Source organism: Paraburkholderia ribeironis, assembly GCF_900019265.1.
Taxonomy (GTDB): Bacteria; Pseudomonadota; Gammaproteobacteria; order Burkholderiales; family Burkholderiaceae; genus Paraburkholderia; species Paraburkholderia ribeironis.
Genome location: NZ_CYGX02000072.1, coordinates 1 through 17,685 on the forward strand (window position 1 = coordinate 1; position 17,685 = coordinate 17,685).

The window sequence follows — 17,685 nt, forward strand, 5'->3', positions numbered from 1 at the left end:
TTTCAGAATGGCTTTGACAGTGGTTGTAGCGAATATCCGGGACGTATCAGCGAACCCGTACCCATCCGCAAAGCCGCGCCCGGCGAACCTTTGACCGATTTCACCGACAAGTCGAAGTTGCGCAAATCGATGTCGCATCCACGTCATACGTTTGTGTTCGCTGGCGCACATTGGAGGCTCCACGGAAAGAATATTTTGTTATCGTCCTATCTATAACTATCGAGAGATTCCGTTCATGCAATCGCTGTCAAATGCGTCAGGACATATCGGGGCGAAGCGGATTCGAATCGAAAAAGGCGTCGCGCTGAAGGCCTTTCATGATGTGATTCCGATCCAGACGATTGTCGAGATCAACAAGGTCATCGATCGTGTGTTTGGCGACGCGCCGCAGCGCTCCCAGTCATGTGCCGCCGCCGCAGAACTGTTACGTCGCGATCCGGTATTCCGGGAGCTCGAACGGACCATCTGCGCGAATGCGCGTGCGATGGCGGCGATAGCCGGTCTGACGGATTTGCCCCGCGAACCGTTTCACGTGTTGCGCTATTCGAGCAACGCAACGCTCGCGGAGAGCCATTGCCGTCATTACGATTCGCACTTGCTGACGCTGCTGATTCCGCTGCAACTGGCGTCGGACGGTGTCTGCAACGGTGACCTCGTCATGTATCGACGGCCGCGTCTGTCGGTATCCACGCCAGGCAATGTGGTATGCAAGTTGCGCCACGGCATACAGCGCAAACTGCCGTTCAGCTGGCGCAAATGGCTGACGCTGCACGATCTGCGTCGCGGCAACTGCGCACGCATACCCGTGCAGGTTGGCAGCGTCTATGTGTTCAACGGCTTCGCCCTCCAGCACGCCAACCTCGATGTGCAGGGCGGCCAGCGTCGCACGCTGTTGATTCATTACTACGATCCCGGCTACTCGCTCGGTTTGAGCGAGATACTGCGGCGCGTGCGCATCCCGTGACGTGTTGCCGTTGCACGGCGGCGAACCATTGCTATCCGATTGACATGGCCACGAACCGCCGCTATCTGCGAGCGCCGGTCACGGCCGGCGCACGGCCAATCATTGAGTGACGCCGATGCGCAGCGCGCTCGCCCGGATCGGCACTGAGACTGCCGCGCAGCGCAAGCTTGCGACGCCTGTTCGCGAGACCGTCGGCACTCCCTCGTCCGCCCTCGCGGCCAAAGCAGACGTTTCACTTTAGGCTTGATCCGGAATACACTGATTTCAGGATTTCCTTCGCGCTCAGCTGCTGCCAGTTTTCAATACCAACAGATGCTTTTGTCGTGCTCCAGCGAGCCGAAGCAGGCTGGGTCGGTTCGTGCTCAAACACCATTGAACGGGACGACTCATCATGGCCGATACCAGCTACATGGCAAGGAAATCCATCGCAGACATCGTCGGCAGCGCGGACGTCGAAGGCCATGCGCTGTCGAAGACGCTCGGCGCCGCCAGCATCACGGCGATGGGCATCGGCGCGATCATCGGCGCCGGCATCTTCGTGCTGACGGGCACCGCCGCGGCACAGTTCGCCGGCCCTGGCATCATGTTGTCGTTCGTGCTCGGCGGTATCGCGTGCGCGTTCGTCGGCCTGTGCTATTCGGAACTCGCCGCCATGCTGCCCGTTTGCGGCAGCAGCTACACCTACACCTATGCGACGTTGGGCGAAATCTTCGCGTGGATCATCGGCTGGGACCTGATCCTCGAATACGCGATGGGCGCGGCGACCGTCGCGGTCGGGTGGTCCGGCTATATCGTGAGCCTGCTGCGTGACGTGGGCATCAATATCCCGCCGGTACTGGCCACCGCGCCGGGCACCGTCATCAAGCTCGCCGACGGCACCACCGCGACCGGCGTCGTCAATCTGCCGGCGGTGGTGATCATCGCGATTCTCACCACCATGCTGGTGCTCGGCACCAAGGAGTCCGCGCGGCTGAACAACGTGATGGTGGCGGTCAAGCTGGTCGTGGTGGTCGCCTTCATCGCGATCGGCATGTTCTTTATCAATCCGGCGAACTGGCATCCGTTCATTCCGGCGAACACCGGCAAGTTCGGCAGCTATGGCATGAGCGGCATTCTGCGTGGCTCGGCCGTGGTGTTCTTCGCGTTCATCGGTTTCGATGCGGTATCCACTGCCGCGCAGGAAGCGAAACGACCGCAGCGCGACATGCCGATCGGCATCCTTGGATCGCTGATCATCTGCACCCTGCTCTACATCCTGGTCGCGGGCGTGCTCACCGGGCTCGTACCTTACGGAGACCTGAATGTTCCCGATCCGATCGCCAAGGGCGTCGACGCTATCGGCTTTACGTGGTTCTCGATCCTGATCAAGATCGGCGCGCTGACTGGACTGACCACGGTGATTCTGGTGTTGCTGTACGGACAGAGCCGCATCTTCTTCACGATGTCGCAGGACGGCTTGTTGCCGCCGCTCTTCGCGCGGGTTCATCCGCGCCTGCATACGCCGCATCTGAGTCAGATGCTGATCGGCACGGTCGTTGCGATCGTCGCGGCGCTGACGCCGATCGGCGTGCTCGGGGAGATGGTCAGCATCGGCACACTGTTTGCGTTCATCCTCGTGTGCGGCGCGGTGATGTATCTGCGGCGCAGCGACGCCTCCGCGATGCGGCCGTTCCGGGTGCCGGGCGTGCCGGTCGTGCCGGTGCTGGGAATCCTGTTCTGTCTGCTGCTGATGGTGGGTCTGCCGCTCGTCACGTGGATGCGGCTTGTCGTGTGGCTGGTGATCGGGATGACCATCTACCTGTCGTACGGCCGCAATCATTCGATGCTGCGCTTTCCCGAGCGGCGTTGAGCGGATTGAGCCGCCTATGGCGCGGCACTGAGCGCGAGGACATGGATCGAGACACGCAGTCGACTACCCTGCCCTTCGCCCAGCCAGTCGCGCGAGCGCGGATTGCCATGCGCTCCCGGGCTCCCCCCGCTGCCCCGACGCCCATGCGCCTCCCGCGAGGCCACCGTCCCGCGCGCTCAGGCTCTTTCCGCGGGAGACGGCACCAGCTCGCGATCCGGCAATTCGCCAATGCCCTTTAACCGCTCGGCCATGAACTCGCGCAGCACGCGCACCTTGGTCGAGAAGCGCCGGTTCGGCAGATAGGCCATGTAAATCTGCCGGCCGGTCAGCGCGTTCTCCAACCGGTAGCCCGGCAACGCGACCTCCAGCTCGCCGCTCACGAGCAGATCGCGAATCAGCCAGATCTCGAACTCGGCAATCCCGAGTCCCGCCCGCGTCGCCTCCAGCAGCAGCTCCGAGTGGTCCGACTGCAGGTTGCCCGACGGCAGCACCGACTGCACCGTCGCGCCATCCGTCAGATGCCAACGGGGATCGCCCTCCGGATGCAGATAGCGCAGACAGTTGTGCTGCGCCAGATCGGCGGGCGCTTGCGGCCGTCCGCGTCGCGCGAAGTACGCGGGGGCGGCGCACAGGATGCTGTCGTTGCGCGAGATCGGCTGCACGATCAGGTTGTCGAGATAGTTCTCGCCTTCGTGGATGTCCAGATCGAAGCCGCCCATCACCATATCGTTGTGGTTGTCGGTTAGGCGAAGATCGAGCTGAACGCCCGGATACCGCTCGAGGAAAGGCGCGACGAGCGGCGCCAGATAGCGGCGTCCGAACGCGACCGGCGCGGTCAGCTTCAACGGGCCGCTCGGTGCGCTATCGAGTTCAGCGACCACGCGCAGTGTGTCGTCGAGATCCGCAATCATCGACACCGCCCGCGCGTGGTACAGATTGCCCGCTTCGGTCAACGCGACATGATGGGTCGAGCGATGCAGCAGCGACACACCCAGCATGTCTTCGAGCGCACTGATCTTGCGCGCGATCGTGGATGTCGCGACCTTCAGCTCGCGCGCCGCTGCAGAGAAACTGCCCAGTTCGACGATCCGCAGCAGCGCGCGCATCGCGCCCAGGTGATCGAGACCAACTTCGTTTGCTTTTTTTGAAGGCATCATTGCGTTGCGTCCAGTGCAAAACCATTTTCCAAATTACGTCTAATTGCTTTTTATTGCAATAATTAAACTCCCTTCTACCTGATCGACCCCGAAAGCATGCAATGACCCTCCCCTCGCACGTCCCGCTCGTCGTCGCCACCCGTAACGCGCATGTGGAGTGCATCCACTGGGGATCGGTGGCGGTGGTTGACGCCAGCGGTGCGCTCCTCGCCCACGCGGGCGATCCGCACGCGTGGGTGTTTTCCCGCTCGACGCTCAAACCCTTCCAGGCACTGCCGTTCGTACGCGACGGCGGCCCCGGTCATTTCGGCTTTACCGACGCCGAGCTCGCGCTGACCTGCGCGAGCCACGGTGGCGAGGACATCCACGTCGACGCTGTCACGGCCATGCTCGCCAAGATCGGCATGACGGAATCCGACCTGCGCTGCGGCGTGCACATGCCCGACTACTACAGCGAGCACAATCTGCCGCCGCGCGGCAGCGTGTTCGACCAGCGTCATCACAACTGTTCGGGCAAGCACACCGGCTTTCTCGGCTATTGCTGCATGCACGGCTATGCCCGGGCGAGCTACCTGGAGCGCGAGCACGAACTGCAGCGCGCAATCGGCCGGGAGGTCGCGCGCCTGGCCGGCCTGCCCGAAGAGGAGCTGTGGTATGGCATCGACGGTTGCAGCGCGCCGAACCTCGGCATGCCCTTGTCGCGCCTCGCGATGATGTGGGCCCGGCTGGCCGCCGGCACATCCGGCGCGGGCGCCAGCACCGACGCGGCGCTCGCCCGCATCTTCGCAGCGATGGCCGCGCATCCGCGCATGGTGTCGGGCACGGGCCGTTGCGATCTCGCGCTGGCCGAAGCATCGGGCGGCGACTGGGTGGCGAAGGTCGGCGCCGACGGCGTGCACACCATCGGCGTGCGCAGCACCGGCATCGGCGTGGCGGTGAAAATGGCCGACGGCGACTTCAGCGCGGTGTACGCAACGACCATCGCTGTGCTGCAGCAACTCGGCTTGCCGCTCGCGGTCGAGGGCACGGCGCTCGCCCGCTGGGCCGATCCGGTGCTGCGCAATGTGCGCGGCATCGCGGTCGGGCAACTCAAGGCCACGGTGCAGCTGACATGGGTATGAACGACTGCGCGCAGGTCGGCGCGGCCGCGCCGCTGGTCTCGCTGCGCGGCGTGAACAAGTCGTTCGGCGCGCAGCAGGTGCTGTTCGATGTCGATCTCGACGTCGCGCCGGGCGAGGTCGTCGTCGTGATCGGGCCATCGGGCTCGGGCAAGTCGACGTTGTGCCGCTGCATCAACCGGCTGGAGAGCATCGATTCCGGCGAGATCCGCGTCGCCGGCGAGCGTCTGCCGGAAGAAGGCCGCGCGCTCGCGGCGATGCGCGCGCAGATCGGCATGGTGTTCCAGTCGTTCAACCTTTTTTCGCACCGCACGGTGCTGCAGAACGTCGCGATGGGTCCGCGCAAGGTACTGCGCCAGTCGCGCGCCGAAGCCGAAGCGCACGCGCGCCGGCTGCTCGAGCGCGTCGGTCTCGCGCACAAGGCCGACACGGTCCCCGCCGAACTGTCGGGTGGCCAGCAGCAGCGGGTCGCGCTGGCCCGCGCGCTGGCGATGCAACCGCAGGTGATGCTGTTCGACGAACCGACCTCCGCGCTCGATCCCGAGATGGTCAGCGAAGTGCTGGCCGTGATGCTCGAACTCGCCCGCAGCGGCATGACGATGATCGTCGTCACGCACGAAATGGGGTTTGCGCGCCAGGCGGCGGACCGGATCGTGTTCATGGACGGCGGGCGCATCGTCGAAATCGCCGAGCCGGCATCGTTCTTTCGCGCGCCCCGCTCCGAACGAGCGCGTGATTTTCTCTCCAGGATGCTGGAGCACTGATTTCCATCGACTGATTCGACAGGGCCAAGCTGGCTCGTATAACAGAGGAGATACCACCATGCGTTTCAAATCGATTGCAGTCCTGACGTCATGTGTCGCCGCTGCGCTTATCGCGGTTACTGCGCCGGCCCACGCGGACAGCTTTCCCGCCGATTCAACGATGGCGAAGATCCAGAAAAAGGGCAAGCTGGTGGTGGGCACATCGCTCAACACGCTGATGTTCTCGGTGCGCAATCCGATGACGGGCCAGACCGAGGGCTTCGAAGGCGACCTCGCGCGCCTGCTGGCGAAGAAGCTGACCGGCTCGGCGGACAACGTCGAATGGGTCAAGACGACCACCGAAAACCGCTTGCCATTCGTGCAGAACGGCCGCGTCGACGTCGTGATCGCCACGCTGACCATCAATGACGCGCGCAAGAAAGTGATCGGCTTCGCCGGTCCTTACTACGTCGCCGGCCAGGACATCCTGACCCGCCGCGACGACACGTCGATCCACGGCGTGACGGATCTTGCCGGCAAGACGGCCTGCGTGCTGAACGGCACGACCGTCGAAGACAACGTGAAAAAGCTCGCGCCGCAAGCGAAGTTCGTGACGTTCAACGACACGGCCGCGTGCGTCGAGGGCGTCGCCGACGGCCGGGTCGATGCCTACGTCGACGACGGCGCGACGCTGGCGGGCGAATCGCTGCGCCAGCCGAACAAATTCCGCATCGTCGGCAAGCCGTTCACGCAGGAGCCGTACGGGATGGGTGTCGCGAAGGACGACGCGGTGTTTCGTGACTGGATCAACACGCAGCTCGCGGAGTCGATCAAGGACGGCACCTGGAACAGGCTCTAAGCGAAGAACCTGGAAGGCACGCTCGGCAAGCCGCAGGTGCCGACGATCGAACGCTGAAACCTGATTCGCTGGATGACTTCCCTGCTGCCGTTTGCGTGGCGCTTCATCGAAGCGATGGGCGTCACGATCGAGCTGACCGCGCTGTCGTTCGCGATGGCGTTCGCGCTCGGCGTCGCCCTGATGGTGATGGCCGTGGGGCCGCTCGCGCCGCTGCGCTGGTGTGCGGCGACGTACATCGAAATCATGCGCATGACGCCGTTGCTCGCGCTGCTGCTGCTCTTCGTGTTCGGCTTGCCGAAGCTCGGGTTCATGTATTCGCTGACGGCGTCGTCGGTGCTCGTGCTCGGCTTCTACACCGCGGCGTGGGTGGCCGAGGTGCTCAAGGCCGGCGTCAATGCGGTGCCCGCCGGGCAGGTCGAGGCCGCGCGCAGCATCGGCATGAGCTTCGTGCAGGTGTTGTCGAACGTGGTGATCCCGCAGGCGATGCGCACGGTGATTCCGCCCCTCGGCAACCTGTTCGTCAACCAGATCAAGGCTTCGTCGATCGCGGCGGCGATCGGCGTATTCGACATCACCTATACGGCGCAACGCATCAACTTCGAGACCGCCCAGGCCGTGCCGACGTTCGCGAGCGCGATGCTCGCCTACATGGTCCTGACGATTCCGCTCGGCCTTCTGATGCGGCGGCTCGAACAGAAAATGGCGGTGGCGCGATGAGCCGCCCCAACGCGCTCTACGAAGCGCCGGGCCCGGTTGGGCGGCGGCGGCAGCGCGCTGTCTCGGTGCTGAGCGCGCTTGCCGTCTGCGGCCTGCTCGTGGCGATCGGCATCCGTCTCGAAGCAAGCGGCCAGTTCGAAGCGGACAAGTGGGCGATCTTCCTGCATTGGGGCACCGCGAAGTTTTTGTTCGACGGTCTGGTGTCGACGATCGCGGCGGCTGCCTGTTCAGCGCTGGTTGCGTTTGCGATGGCGTTGCCGCTAGCGCTCTGGCGGCTTTCGAAGCGGCCGTGGGTCAGCAGGCTGGCCGGCGCCTATATCGAGTTTTTCCGCGCGATCCCGTTGCTGCTGCTGATCCTGTTCATGGTGATCGAGCTGCCCTCGCTCGGCTTCGACTGGCCGGCGCTGGGCTTTCTCGTGTTCGCGATGGCGCTGCACCACTCGGCGCTGACCGCCGAAGTCGTGCGCGCTGGCATCCTGTCGCTGCCACGCGGACAGTGTGAGGCCGCGCTCGCGCTCGGCCTGCGCCCTGCGCAGGCCATGCTGTATGTCGTGCTGCCGCAGGCGCTGCGCAGCATGTTGCCGGCGCTGATCAGTTCGGTCCTTGCGATCGTGCAGGACACGTCGCTCGGCTACGTAATTCCGTATGACGAGCTGCTGCATCGCTCGCAGGACGTGTCGAGCTATGCGCCGCAATCGCTGCTGCAGGCGGCATTCATCGTCACGCTGATGTATGGCGTGGTGAGCGCCGCGCTGCTGTATCTGAAGCGCTGGGTGATGCGCCGTCAAGGGCGGGCGCCTGCGAAAAGCACGGCGCGCTCCGGCATGACCATGTCCTCCGACGTTGCGGCCGAGATCGGCGCTTCGATCGTCAGCGCCAGTCCACGGGAGTAGAGACCGGGTCCCGGCCTCGGGCGGCGCGCCCGAGGTTGCTGCGCCATCGCGCACAACGCGAGCGGCGCGTCCATTCCCGGCTGGCGGGCTTTAACATACGCAATCCTTATTATGTCGCCCGCCTTCGGCTCAAATCGCAATCGCTATAAAGCCGCTATAAAGCCACTATAAAAAACTTAATCCTCGCGTGTGCGAACCGGCCGATGTATTGCACTTGCGCCGGCTGAGTCAGGATGAATAGTCGCCGATAAAAGGCATCAATAGCCGGTAATCTTCGTGGGCCGCCATCGGGCCCAAAACAATACGGCGAGAACCGCCGCTAGAGATGCACCACACCGCGGCCACATGTATTAGACTGACTTCGCGTGCGGGCCGCATCATGTCAGCGCCAATTGCAGTGACCCATCGGCGTTTGACAAGCAAATCGAACATTGTAAGATCAACCAGCGTTTTTCGCGGACTCCGAAATGGCGCGTCAGCTTTCCGGATGAAAGCGAATTCCAGATTACTGAAAACCTGTCAAACATAAAAGACTGCCGACCGTAAGACCGTAGCGATCTGAAGCAATAAAGAGTGCCTTGAACAAGGAGTTTCTCTTGCCCAGCTCCGCATCCTGCCTGCGTAGTCGAGTCTTGGCGTGCGTCGCCGCCGGTTTGCCGCTCGTGCTCGGCGCATGCGGCGAGCACAACGACGCGCCAGTGGCAGCCATGCCGCCCGTGCCCGTGCTCGTGGAAACGATTTCCGCGTCGAGCGTTGCCGATGTCGTCGAATTGCCTGGCCGGATCGAGGCAGTCCGCTCGGCGGAGATTCGTGCGCGCGTCGACGGTATCGTCGAACGCACGCTGTATCAGGAAGGCACCGATCTGCCGGCAAACGCCCCGCTCTTCCAGATCGATCCGCGCGACTATCGCGCGCAGCTGCAACAGGCCAAGGCTGCGTTGGCGCGCGCAGTCTCGACCCGCGACAACTCGGCGTCGGTCGTCGCGCGCTTCAAACCGTTGGTCGGCCGCCAGGCGGTCAGCGCGCAGGAATACGACGCCGCGCTCGCGACGCTGCAGCAGGCGCAGGCGAGCGTCGCCGATGCGCAGGCCGCGGTGACCCTCGCGCAGTTGCGGCTCGATCGCTGCATCGTCCGCACGCCGATTGCCGGACGCGTGGGCCGCGCGCTAGTCACCGAAGGCGCGCTCGTGAGCGCCAGCGGGGCCACGCTGCTCGCGCAGGTCAATCAGCTCACGCCGATCAATGCGGTGTTCACGCAGTCGAATACCGCGATGCTCGACGTCGAGCAGCAGATTCAATCTGGCGCGCGTGAGGCGATCGATATGAAACATGTCGAGGTCAAGCTGCTGCTCGCCAACGGCCAGGTCTATGACGAGCGCGGCTTTCTCGACTTCGCCGATCTGGTCGTCGATCCGTCGACGGGCACGCAAACGGTGCGTGCCCGGTTCGACAATCCGTCGCGCACGCTCCTGCCCGGCCAGTTCGTGCGTGGACGCATTATCAAAAGCGGCAACCGGCAGGGCATCCGGATTCCCGAACGGGCGGTGCAACTGGAGAACGGTGTCGCCAGCGTCGCGCTCGTCGCGGACGACGGCACCGTGTTTCGCCGCAACATCGATCTCGGCGAACAAGGCGCAGGACGGTGGACCGTGCGCGATGGGCTGAAGCCCGGCGAGCGCATCATCGTCGACGGATGGCAGAAGGTCCAGCCCGGCCAGCATGTCGATGCCCGGCCCGCGCCAGGCTCTGCACCGGCACCGGCGCCTGCTCCGGCTCCGGCCTCGCGCTGACGGGCGCGCCGATGAACCGTTTCTTCGTTTCCCGTCCCGTCTTCGCCTGGGTCATCGCCCTTTTCACGCTGCTGTTCGGCGCACTCGCGATCGCGCTTTTGCCGATCGAACAGTATCCCGACGTCGCGCCGCCTTCGCTCACCATTCAGGCCAGCTTCAACGGCGCCGACGCGCGCACGCTCGAGCGCACCGTGACCTCGATCATCGAAGACGAGATGAACGGCATCGAGAATTTTCTCTACATGTCGTCGGTCAGCCGCTCCAACGGCACCGCGCAGATCACGGTGGTGCTCAAACCCGGCACCAATCTCGACATCGCGCGCACTCAGGTGCAGGACCGTCTGAGCCGCGTCGAGCCGCGCCTGCCGCTGGAGGTCCGGCAACTCGGCGTGCGCGTGACCAAGGCGTCGACGGGCTTCCTGATGCTGCTCGCGTTGCAGACCAGCGACGGCACCATCAACGCGGTGGCGATGGGCAACTTTGCATCGAACAACATCGTCAACGAGTTGCGCCGCATCGACGGCGTGGGCGACGTGCAATTGTTCGGGTCGTCGTACGCGATGCGGATCTGGCTGGATCAGCGCAAGCTGGCGGGCTTCGGCCTGTCCGCGAGCGAGGTGCTGACAGCGGTGCAGGAACAGAACAGCCAGACCGCTGGCGGCGGACTCGGCGACCAGCCCAATGCGGGCGGTTCCGAGTTCACCGCGCAGATCGTCACGCAAAGCCGCTTCTCGACCCCCGAGCAGTTTCGCGAGATCATCGTGCGCGCCAATCCGGACGGCTCGACGGTGCGGCTTGGCGACGTCGCCCGGGTCGAACTCGGCAACGACAGCTATGGCAACCGGCTCACCGTCAACGGCAAGGAATCGGCCGGCATTGCGATCCAGCTCGCGAGCGGCGCGAACGCGCTCGCGGTGGCCAACAACGTGCGCAAGCGCATGACCGAATTGCAGTCCACGTTCCCGCGCGGCGTCACGTGGACCGTGCCGTTCGATACCACGCCGTTCATCACCACGTCGGTCCAGGGCGTGGTGCGCACGATGATCGAGGCGCTGCTACTCGTCACCGTCGTGGTGTTCCTGTTCCTGCAGGACTGGCGCGCTACGCTGATACCGACGCTGGTGGTGCCGGTTGCGTTGATCGGCACCTGTGCGGGGCTGTATCTGTTCGGGCTGTCGATCAATATTCTGTCGCTGTTCGGCATGGTGGTGGCGATCGGTATCCTCAACGACGATGCGATCGTGGTGGTCGAGAACGTTGCGCGCATCATGCGCGAAGAAGGAATCAGCGCACCGCGCGCCACCGTCAAGGCGATCGGCCAGATCTCCGGCGCGGTGATCGCGAGCACGCTGGTGCTGGTCGCGGTGTTCATCCCGATGGCGTTCTTCCCCGGCTCCACCGGCGGCATTTATCGGCAATTCTCGGTCACGCTGGCTGTGTCGATTCTGCTGTCCACGCTGCTCGCGCTCACGCTCGGCGCAGCACTGTGCGCTGCCCTGCTGAGAAACGAGACGACCGACGGCCCGAAGTCGAAGGGTCCAGCCGCGAAGCTGTTGCAGCGGGTCTTCGACGGCTTCAACCGCATGCTCGGCGCGGGCACCGATCGCTACATCCGCGGCGTCGATGCGATGCTGCGCGCACCGCTGCGCTGGCTGCTGGTTTTCGCCGTGGCCTGCGTGATCACCGCCTATCTTTTCGTGCGCCTGCCGGGCGGCTTCCTGCCGACCGAGGACCAGGGGCATCTGTTCATTACGTATACCGGCGCGCCGGGTTCCACGGAACAACGCACGGAACAGGCGATCCACCAGGTCGAAGCCTTTCTGCGGCAACAACCGCAGGTTCGCAATATTGCGTCCGTCACAGGCTTCAGCTTTTTCGGCCAGGGACAATCGGCTGCGCTGTCCTTCGTCGATCTGACGCCGTGGGGCGAGCGCCGCGGCGAGGAGAACTCCGCGAGCGCGCTGGTGCGCCGCGCCAATGCCGCGTTCCGGCAGATTCCAGAGGCGACGATTTTCGCGCTCGACCCGCCAGCCATTCCATCGCTGGGCAATGCGACGGGCTTCACGATGAAGGTCCAGGATCGTAGCGGGGTCGGCGGCGAAGCGCTGCAACAGGCCGCGCAGCGCATCATGATCGAGGCGTCGCAAAGCCCTGTCATTGCGGGCGTGCGTCCGGAGGGCTTGCCCGAGGCGCCGCAACTGTACTTGGAAATCGACCGCGTCAAGGCGCGTGCGCTAGGCCTGCAGATCGGCCAGGTGAATCAGGCGCTGGCGCTCTCGTTCGGCTCGAACTATGTGAACGACTTCGTGTTCGAGGGCAACGTGCTGCGGGTGTTTCTGCAGGCGGATGCCGCGCAGCGCATGAGAGCGGAAGACGTGAGCGCGCTGCGGCTTCGCAACAGCCAGGGCGAGATGGTGCCGTTCTCGGCGTTCAGCCGCGTTCGCTGGATTTCCGGTCCGCAGCAGCTCGAACGCTATAACGGCTTCCCGTCGGCGACCTTGTCCGGTCAGGCTGCCCCCGGTCGTTCGAGCGGCGCGGCGCTCGCCGAGATGGAACGCATCGCGTCGCGCGTGCTGACCGGCAACCTCACGTACGAATGGACCGGCACCGCCTTCGAAGAGAAACAGGCCGGCGGTCAGATCGGCATGCTGCTTGGGCTGTCGCTGGTGGTCGTGTTCCTGCTGCTCGCCGCGCTGTACGAAAGCTGGGCCATTCCTGTGGCCGTGCTGCTGATCATCCCGTTCGGGGTGATCGGCGCCGTATTGCTGACGATGCTGCGCGGCCTCTCGGCGGACGTCTACTTCAACATCGGGCTTGTGACGATCATCGGACTCGCCGCGAAAAACGCGATCCTGATCGTCGAGTTCGCGATCAAGGAGGAGTCCGAAGGAAGTGACGCCGTCAGCGCCGCAAAAGACGGAGCGCAGCAGCGCCTGCGTCCGATCCTGATGACCAGTGTGACCTTCGTGCTCGGCATGATGCCGCTCGTGCTCGCCGCCGGCGCCGGCGCCGCGAGCCGGCGGGCCGTTGGTACGGGGGTGATGGGCAGCATGCTCACGGCGACCCTGTTCGGGGTGTTTTTCACGCCGCTGTTCTATGTGGCCGCGCGCCGATGGCTGAGCCGCAAGAAGCGCCGCAGCGAGCTCGACGATCCACCGAAGTCCGCGCCAGAAAACGACGCGCGAGGCGGAGGACCGCAAGATGCGTAAGCACCTGCTGATTCCGCTCGTCTGCGCGTGCGCCCTCGCCGCATGCAATTTCGCGCCGACGTACCGACAGCCCGAGCTGCCGGTCGCCGATCACTTCGACATGTCGGCAACCGCTGGTGCGGCCGGCGCGCGTCTGGCCGCCGAGATCGACTGGGAAACGTTTTTCGCCGATCCGCAATTGAAGCTGCTGATCGCCACGGCGTTGCAACGCAACCGCGATCTCGCGGCGTCGGTCGCGCGCATCGAACAGGCGCGCGCTTTCTATCGCATCCAGAACGCGGCACGCCTGCCGCAAGTCAACGCGAACGCGAGCGCCACGCGCACCAAGACCCCGCTCGGCTCGATCGAACCGCAGTTCAACGAGACGGACGTGTCGGTCCAATTCAACCAGTTCAACGTGCAGGCCGTGGTGAGCTCGTTCGAACTGGACTTCTGGGGACGTGTTCGCAACGTGAGCGAAGCCGCGCGCCTGCGCTATCTGGCGAGCGTCGAGGCCCAGCGCGCGTTCCGTTTGTCGCTGATCGGCAACGTCGCGGCGAACTACTATGCGATCCGGTCGGGAGAAGAAGGCATCGCGCTCGCCGAGCGGACGCTGGCGAGTCGCCGGTATGCGCTGGAGGTCGCGAAACTGCGGCTGGACGCCGGCGTGACGTCGAAGGTCGATTACGAGCAGGCCGCCATTCTCGTGACTCAGGCTCAGACCCAGTTGGCGGATCTGCAAAGATCGACCGCGCAGCAGCGCAATCAGCTAGAGGTGCTGGTCGGCGGTCCGCTCCAGGATACGTTGCCGCCTGGGCCGCCGATCGTGGACGCCGCCCAGTTCGGCGTACTCGACCCGGGGCTGCCGTCAGCGTTGCTGGTCAATCGCCCCGACATTCTGCAGGCCGAGCAGGAGCTTCGCGCGGCGGATGCGGATATCGGCGCCGCGCGCGCGGACTTCTTCCCTCGCATCGCGCTGACGGGCAACTTCGGTTATGTGTCGGCGGAACTAGGCAACCTTTTCGTGCCTGGCCAACAGGTGTGGTCGGTGGGCGCGCTGGTCAACATGCCGATTTTCGACGCCGGTCAGCGTCAGGCTCAACTCGCGCAGACGCGTGCGCGGCGCGACGAATTGGTCGCCAATTATCAGCACGCCGTGCAGACGGCATTTCGTGAGGTGTCCGATGCATTGGTCGGACGGCAACGCTACAAGGAACAGATCGCGGCGCAGGAACAGGCCGTCGAAGCGCAGCGGCAGCTCGCGGAAACGGCCGAGCTGCGCTACCTGAACGGCATTTCGATCTATCTGGAGGTGGTGGATGCGCGGCGCAATCTCTTCGCCGCAGAACAGCAGCTGATTCAGCTTCGCGCCACCGCGCTGCAAAACGGTGTCTCGCTTTACGTCGCGTTGGGTGGCGGACCCGACGCGCCGCAAACGGACGGGAACCACCAGCCCAACTAGCGCACCGCGCCAGGACTACGCACGCGGTGCCTGGCGCGATGTCGCGCCAGCAGATCAGCCAAGCGTCACGGAAACCGACGCTTCTTCACCGTCGCGCACCACCGTGACGGAGACGGTGTCGCCGGCCTGCGCAATCAGTTGCCTGAGCTGTTCGACGCCGCGAATCACCTTGCCGTCCACCGCAACGATGATGTCGCCCGCCTGGATGCCTGCCGCCGCGGCCGGACCGCCGGCCTGCTGCACGACCACGCCGCCGGGCAACGAGGTTTCCTGCTGCTCGTCCGCCGTGAGCGGGCGCACCGCAACGCCAAGACGCGGACGCGCTTGTTCCTGCTGCTGCGTGCGCGGCGAAGCGGACGCCACTTCGCCCGATTGCGCACCGACCGTCACCGACAGCTTGCGCTCACCACCGTTACGCACGATGTCGATGCTCGCCGTGGTGCCCGGCGCGAGTTGCGAAACCTGCGCCATCAACTCCGTCGTGTTCGCAATGCGCGTGCCGTTCACGCCGACGATCACATCGCCCTCGCGCAAGCCGGCCGCCCGCGCGGGGCCGTTCGGATCGACCGAGCCGACCAGCGCGCCACGCGGCGCGTCGAGACCGAGCGACTTCGCCTGTTCGGCGCTGAGCGGCTGCACACCCACGCCGATGCGACCACGGCTGACGTGCCCGGTGCGCACCAGCTGGTCCTTCACGTGCATTGCCGCATCGATCGGAATCGCGAACGACAGACCCTGGAAACCGCCCGTGCGCGAATAGATCATCGAGTTGATACCGATCACTTCGCCGTTCAGATTGAACAGCGGACCGCCCGAGTTGCCCGGATTGACCGGCACGTCGGTCTGGATGAACGGGATCGGGCTGTCGTCGGAGAACTGGCGCGCTTTCGCGCTGATGATGCCGGACGTGACCGTGCTGTCGAAGCCATACGGCGAGCCGATCGCGACCACCCATTCGCCGACCTTGCTGTTGGCGGGGTCGCCGATCTTCACGGTCGGCAGGTTCGATGCGTTGATCTTCAGCACCGCGACGTCGGAGGTCTTGTCCTTGCCGATCACCTGCGCGCGGAACTCACGGCCGTCCGTCAGCTTCACGGTCACCCGCTCGGCGCCGTCGACGACGTGATTATTGGTCAACACGTACCCATCCTGGCTGATGATGAAGCCCGATCCGAGCGCTTCCCCACCGCGACTCTGTTCGCCGTTTTCGTCGACGGATGCGGCCTGTTTCGCACCGATGTGCACGACCGCGGGACCGTAGCGCGAAACGATGCTGGAAAAGTCCGGCGCGGACGAGCGCGTGCCGACGATGCCGGAGGATGCGCTCGCGGCAGCGTCGCCTTGAACATTGCTGACCGATGCGTCGGCGTTGCGGTGGCTGATCGCATAAGTGCCGGCGATCGCGAGCACAGCACAAGCGGCAACGCTACCGCGCCAATATTTCTTCGTGGTCATAGTCTGGAACTGTTGCGATGGGTTACGTGGAGGATGCGTAATGTAGTGGCCTCCACTTAAAGGAGGCTTAAAGATGGTGAGCGATCAGAGCGGCCACGCAGACGCGCTCTCGCAAGAAAGCGCAGCACGTACATGAACTCATCGTACCCCGTGAGTGTTGCTGAAAGTGCCCGCTTGCACATCCAGATTGCTCGAGCGAAGCCGCGCCCCTCCCCTCTGCCGTGCCTATTCAGCAATAACTCGAGGATTGACCCCGGTCTATGGCCTTCCGATAATAACCATGGCACTTTCGACGTTATAAATTTAGCCTTCCCTTTCAATATTGGTCATCCAAATGGGCGATATCAGAACGCTGGATCTCAACCTGCTGAAAACGCTGGACGCGTTGCTCGACGAACGCAACGTGACGCGCACGGCCGAGCGGCTATCGCTGACGCAGCCGGCCGTCAGCGGGATGCTGACGCGCTTGCGCGAAAATTTCGATGATCCGCTGTTCGTGCGCACCCAGCGCGGTATCGTGCCGACGTTGCGCGCGCTCGAACTGGCAGCGCCGGTAAAACGCGTGCTCGCCGAAATCGGTGCGCTGCTTCAGCCGCAAGAATTCGAACCGGCGTCGGCGGATTTCACGCTGTCGATCGCCGGAACCGACTACGCGCTGCGCTCGATCATCGTGCCGTTTTTGACGGCGCTCAGGCAGCGCGCACCGGGCATCAGACTCGCAGTGCGGCCGATCGAAGGCACCCAGGTGCAAACGCAGCTCGAGCGCGGCGAACTCGATCTCGCGCTGATGACACCCGAATCCACGCCGCAACAGTTGCATACGCAGCGGCTGTTCGACGAGCATTACATCTGCGCGCTGCGCGACGATCATCCGGATGCGGCACGCGGACGTATGACGCTCGAGCGCTTCTGCTCGCTCGATCACGCGCTGGTCTCGTGGTCGGGCGACCTCTTCACCGGCGTGACCGACGCGGCGCTCGCGCGGCTCGGGCGGCAGCGGCGCGTCGCGTTGTCGGTCGCGAGCTTTCTCGTGCTGCCGGAAATCCTGCGGACGAGCGACCTGCTCGCGGTCGTCCCGCGCCGCCTGATTCGGGAGAGCGAAGGCCTGGCGCTGCTCGCGCCGCCACTCGAGATTCCCGGCTTCACCAAGATGGCGGTGTGGCACGAGCGCACCGATAGGGATCCGGCGCATCGGTGGGTGCGTGAGCTACTGTTCGAGACCTGCGCGGAGCGCGCGGCGGATCACCGCAAGCCGGCGAAACCGGCGCGCAGTCGCAAACACGCAACTGTTAGCGCGAAGGCGTAAGTTGCCCTCCTGCAGCACGGCACCGGCCTGCCGATCCTGATATTTTTTCATGTGATGACAGATATCACAAATAACGATTGGATTTATATGTGATATGCGCCGATGATTCGCTTGTCGACAGCACCGACCGCCCGCGCCGCAGCGGTCATCCCTGTCAACTTCGCTGAATCTGGATGAGGATCTC

Annotated in this window: 14 protein-coding genes; 12 read left to right on the top strand and 2 right to left on the bottom strand. The window is 64.4% G+C overall.

The window, feature by feature from the left end:
* The 3 genes from BN2475_RS35105 to BN2475_RS27845 all read left to right on the top strand — a co-directional run.
* Positions 1–216: hypothetical protein (locus BN2475_RS35105; protein ID WP_218023730.1), on the top strand; the 216-nt coding region annotated here is incomplete at its 5' end.
* 19 nt (positions 217–235) lie between these two features.
* Entirely contained in the window at positions 236–964 is a 729-nt protein-coding gene (locus tag BN2475_RS27840) for a hypothetical protein (protein ID WP_094782669.1), read from the top strand.
* A 391-nt stretch (positions 965–1,355) separates the two neighbouring features.
* Entirely contained in the window at positions 1,356–2,813 is a 1,458-nt protein-coding gene (locus BN2475_RS27845) for an amino acid permease (protein WP_094782670.1), read from the top strand.
* 176 nt (positions 2,814–2,989) lie between these two features.
* On the opposite strand, the gene BN2475_RS27850 is transcribed toward BN2475_RS27845, so the two are convergent.
* Entirely contained in the window at positions 2,990–3,970 is a 981-nt protein-coding gene (locus BN2475_RS27850) for a LysR family transcriptional regulator (protein WP_245841639.1), read from the bottom strand.
* A gap of 101 nt (positions 3,971–4,071) precedes the next feature.
* Between BN2475_RS27850 and BN2475_RS27855 the strand changes: the two genes are divergently transcribed.
* The 8 genes from BN2475_RS27855 (at position 4,072) to BN2475_RS27895 (ending at position 14,740) form a co-directional block, all read left to right on the top strand.
* A complete protein-coding gene (locus tag BN2475_RS27855) occupies positions 4,072–5,091 on the top strand; it encodes an asparaginase (protein WP_094782671.1) in 1,020 nt (339 codons plus the stop codon).
* Positions 5,082–5,852, top strand: a complete 771-nt coding sequence (locus BN2475_RS27860; protein WP_281254283.1) for an amino acid ABC transporter ATP-binding protein — start codon at positions 5,082–5,084, stop codon at positions 5,850–5,852. Before BN2475_RS27855 ends, BN2475_RS27860 begins: the two co-directional genes overlap by 10 nt.
* Positions 5,853–5,910: 58 nt before the next feature.
* Positions 5,911–6,690 carry a glutamate ABC transporter substrate-binding protein gene (locus tag BN2475_RS27865; RefSeq protein ID WP_094782672.1) on the top strand — a complete coding sequence of 260 codons (780 nt, stop codon included), beginning with the start codon at positions 5,911–5,913 and terminating at the stop codon, positions 6,688–6,690.
* A gap of 72 nt (positions 6,691–6,762) precedes the next feature.
* Positions 6,763–7,407: an amino acid ABC transporter permease gene (locus tag BN2475_RS27870; protein WP_094782673.1), complete on the top strand. Its 645-nt coding sequence runs from the start codon at positions 6,763–6,765 to the stop codon at positions 7,405–7,407.
* Complete coding sequence (locus tag BN2475_RS27875; protein ID WP_094782674.1) at positions 7,404–8,300, top strand: amino acid ABC transporter permease; 897 nt, start codon at positions 7,404–7,406, stop codon at positions 8,298–8,300. Before BN2475_RS27870 ends, BN2475_RS27875 begins: the two co-directional genes overlap by 4 nt.
* A gap of 596 nt (positions 8,301–8,896) precedes the next feature.
* On the top strand, positions 8,897–10,090 hold the full coding sequence (locus BN2475_RS27885) for an efflux RND transporter periplasmic adaptor subunit (protein ID WP_094782728.1): 1,194 nt from the start codon (positions 8,897–8,899) through the stop codon (positions 10,088–10,090).
* Between the two features lie 11 nt (positions 10,091–10,101).
* On the top strand, positions 10,102–13,299 hold the full coding sequence (locus BN2475_RS27890; protein WP_094782676.1) for a multidrug efflux RND transporter permease subunit: 3,198 nt from the start codon (positions 10,102–10,104) through the stop codon (positions 13,297–13,299).
* On the top strand, positions 13,292–14,740 hold the full coding sequence (locus BN2475_RS27895; protein ID WP_094782677.1) for an efflux transporter outer membrane subunit: 1,449 nt from the start codon (positions 13,292–13,294) through the stop codon (positions 14,738–14,740). Before BN2475_RS27890 ends, BN2475_RS27895 begins: the two co-directional genes overlap by 8 nt.
* Before the next feature lie 54 nt (positions 14,741–14,794).
* Here BN2475_RS27895 and BN2475_RS27900 read toward each other — a convergent pair whose 3' ends face one another.
* Positions 14,795–16,195, bottom strand: coding sequence for a trypsin-like peptidase domain-containing protein (locus tag BN2475_RS27900; RefSeq protein WP_094782678.1), 1,401 nt, complete (start codon positions 16,193–16,195; stop codon positions 14,795–14,797).
* 334 nt (positions 16,196–16,529) lie between these two features.
* Here BN2475_RS27900 and BN2475_RS27905 point away from each other — a divergent pair, with 334 nt between their 5' ends.
* Complete coding sequence (locus tag BN2475_RS27905; protein ID WP_094782679.1) at positions 16,530–17,501, top strand: LysR family transcriptional regulator; 972 nt, start codon at positions 16,530–16,532, stop codon at positions 17,499–17,501.
* Positions 17,502–17,685: the final 184 nt, after the last annotated feature.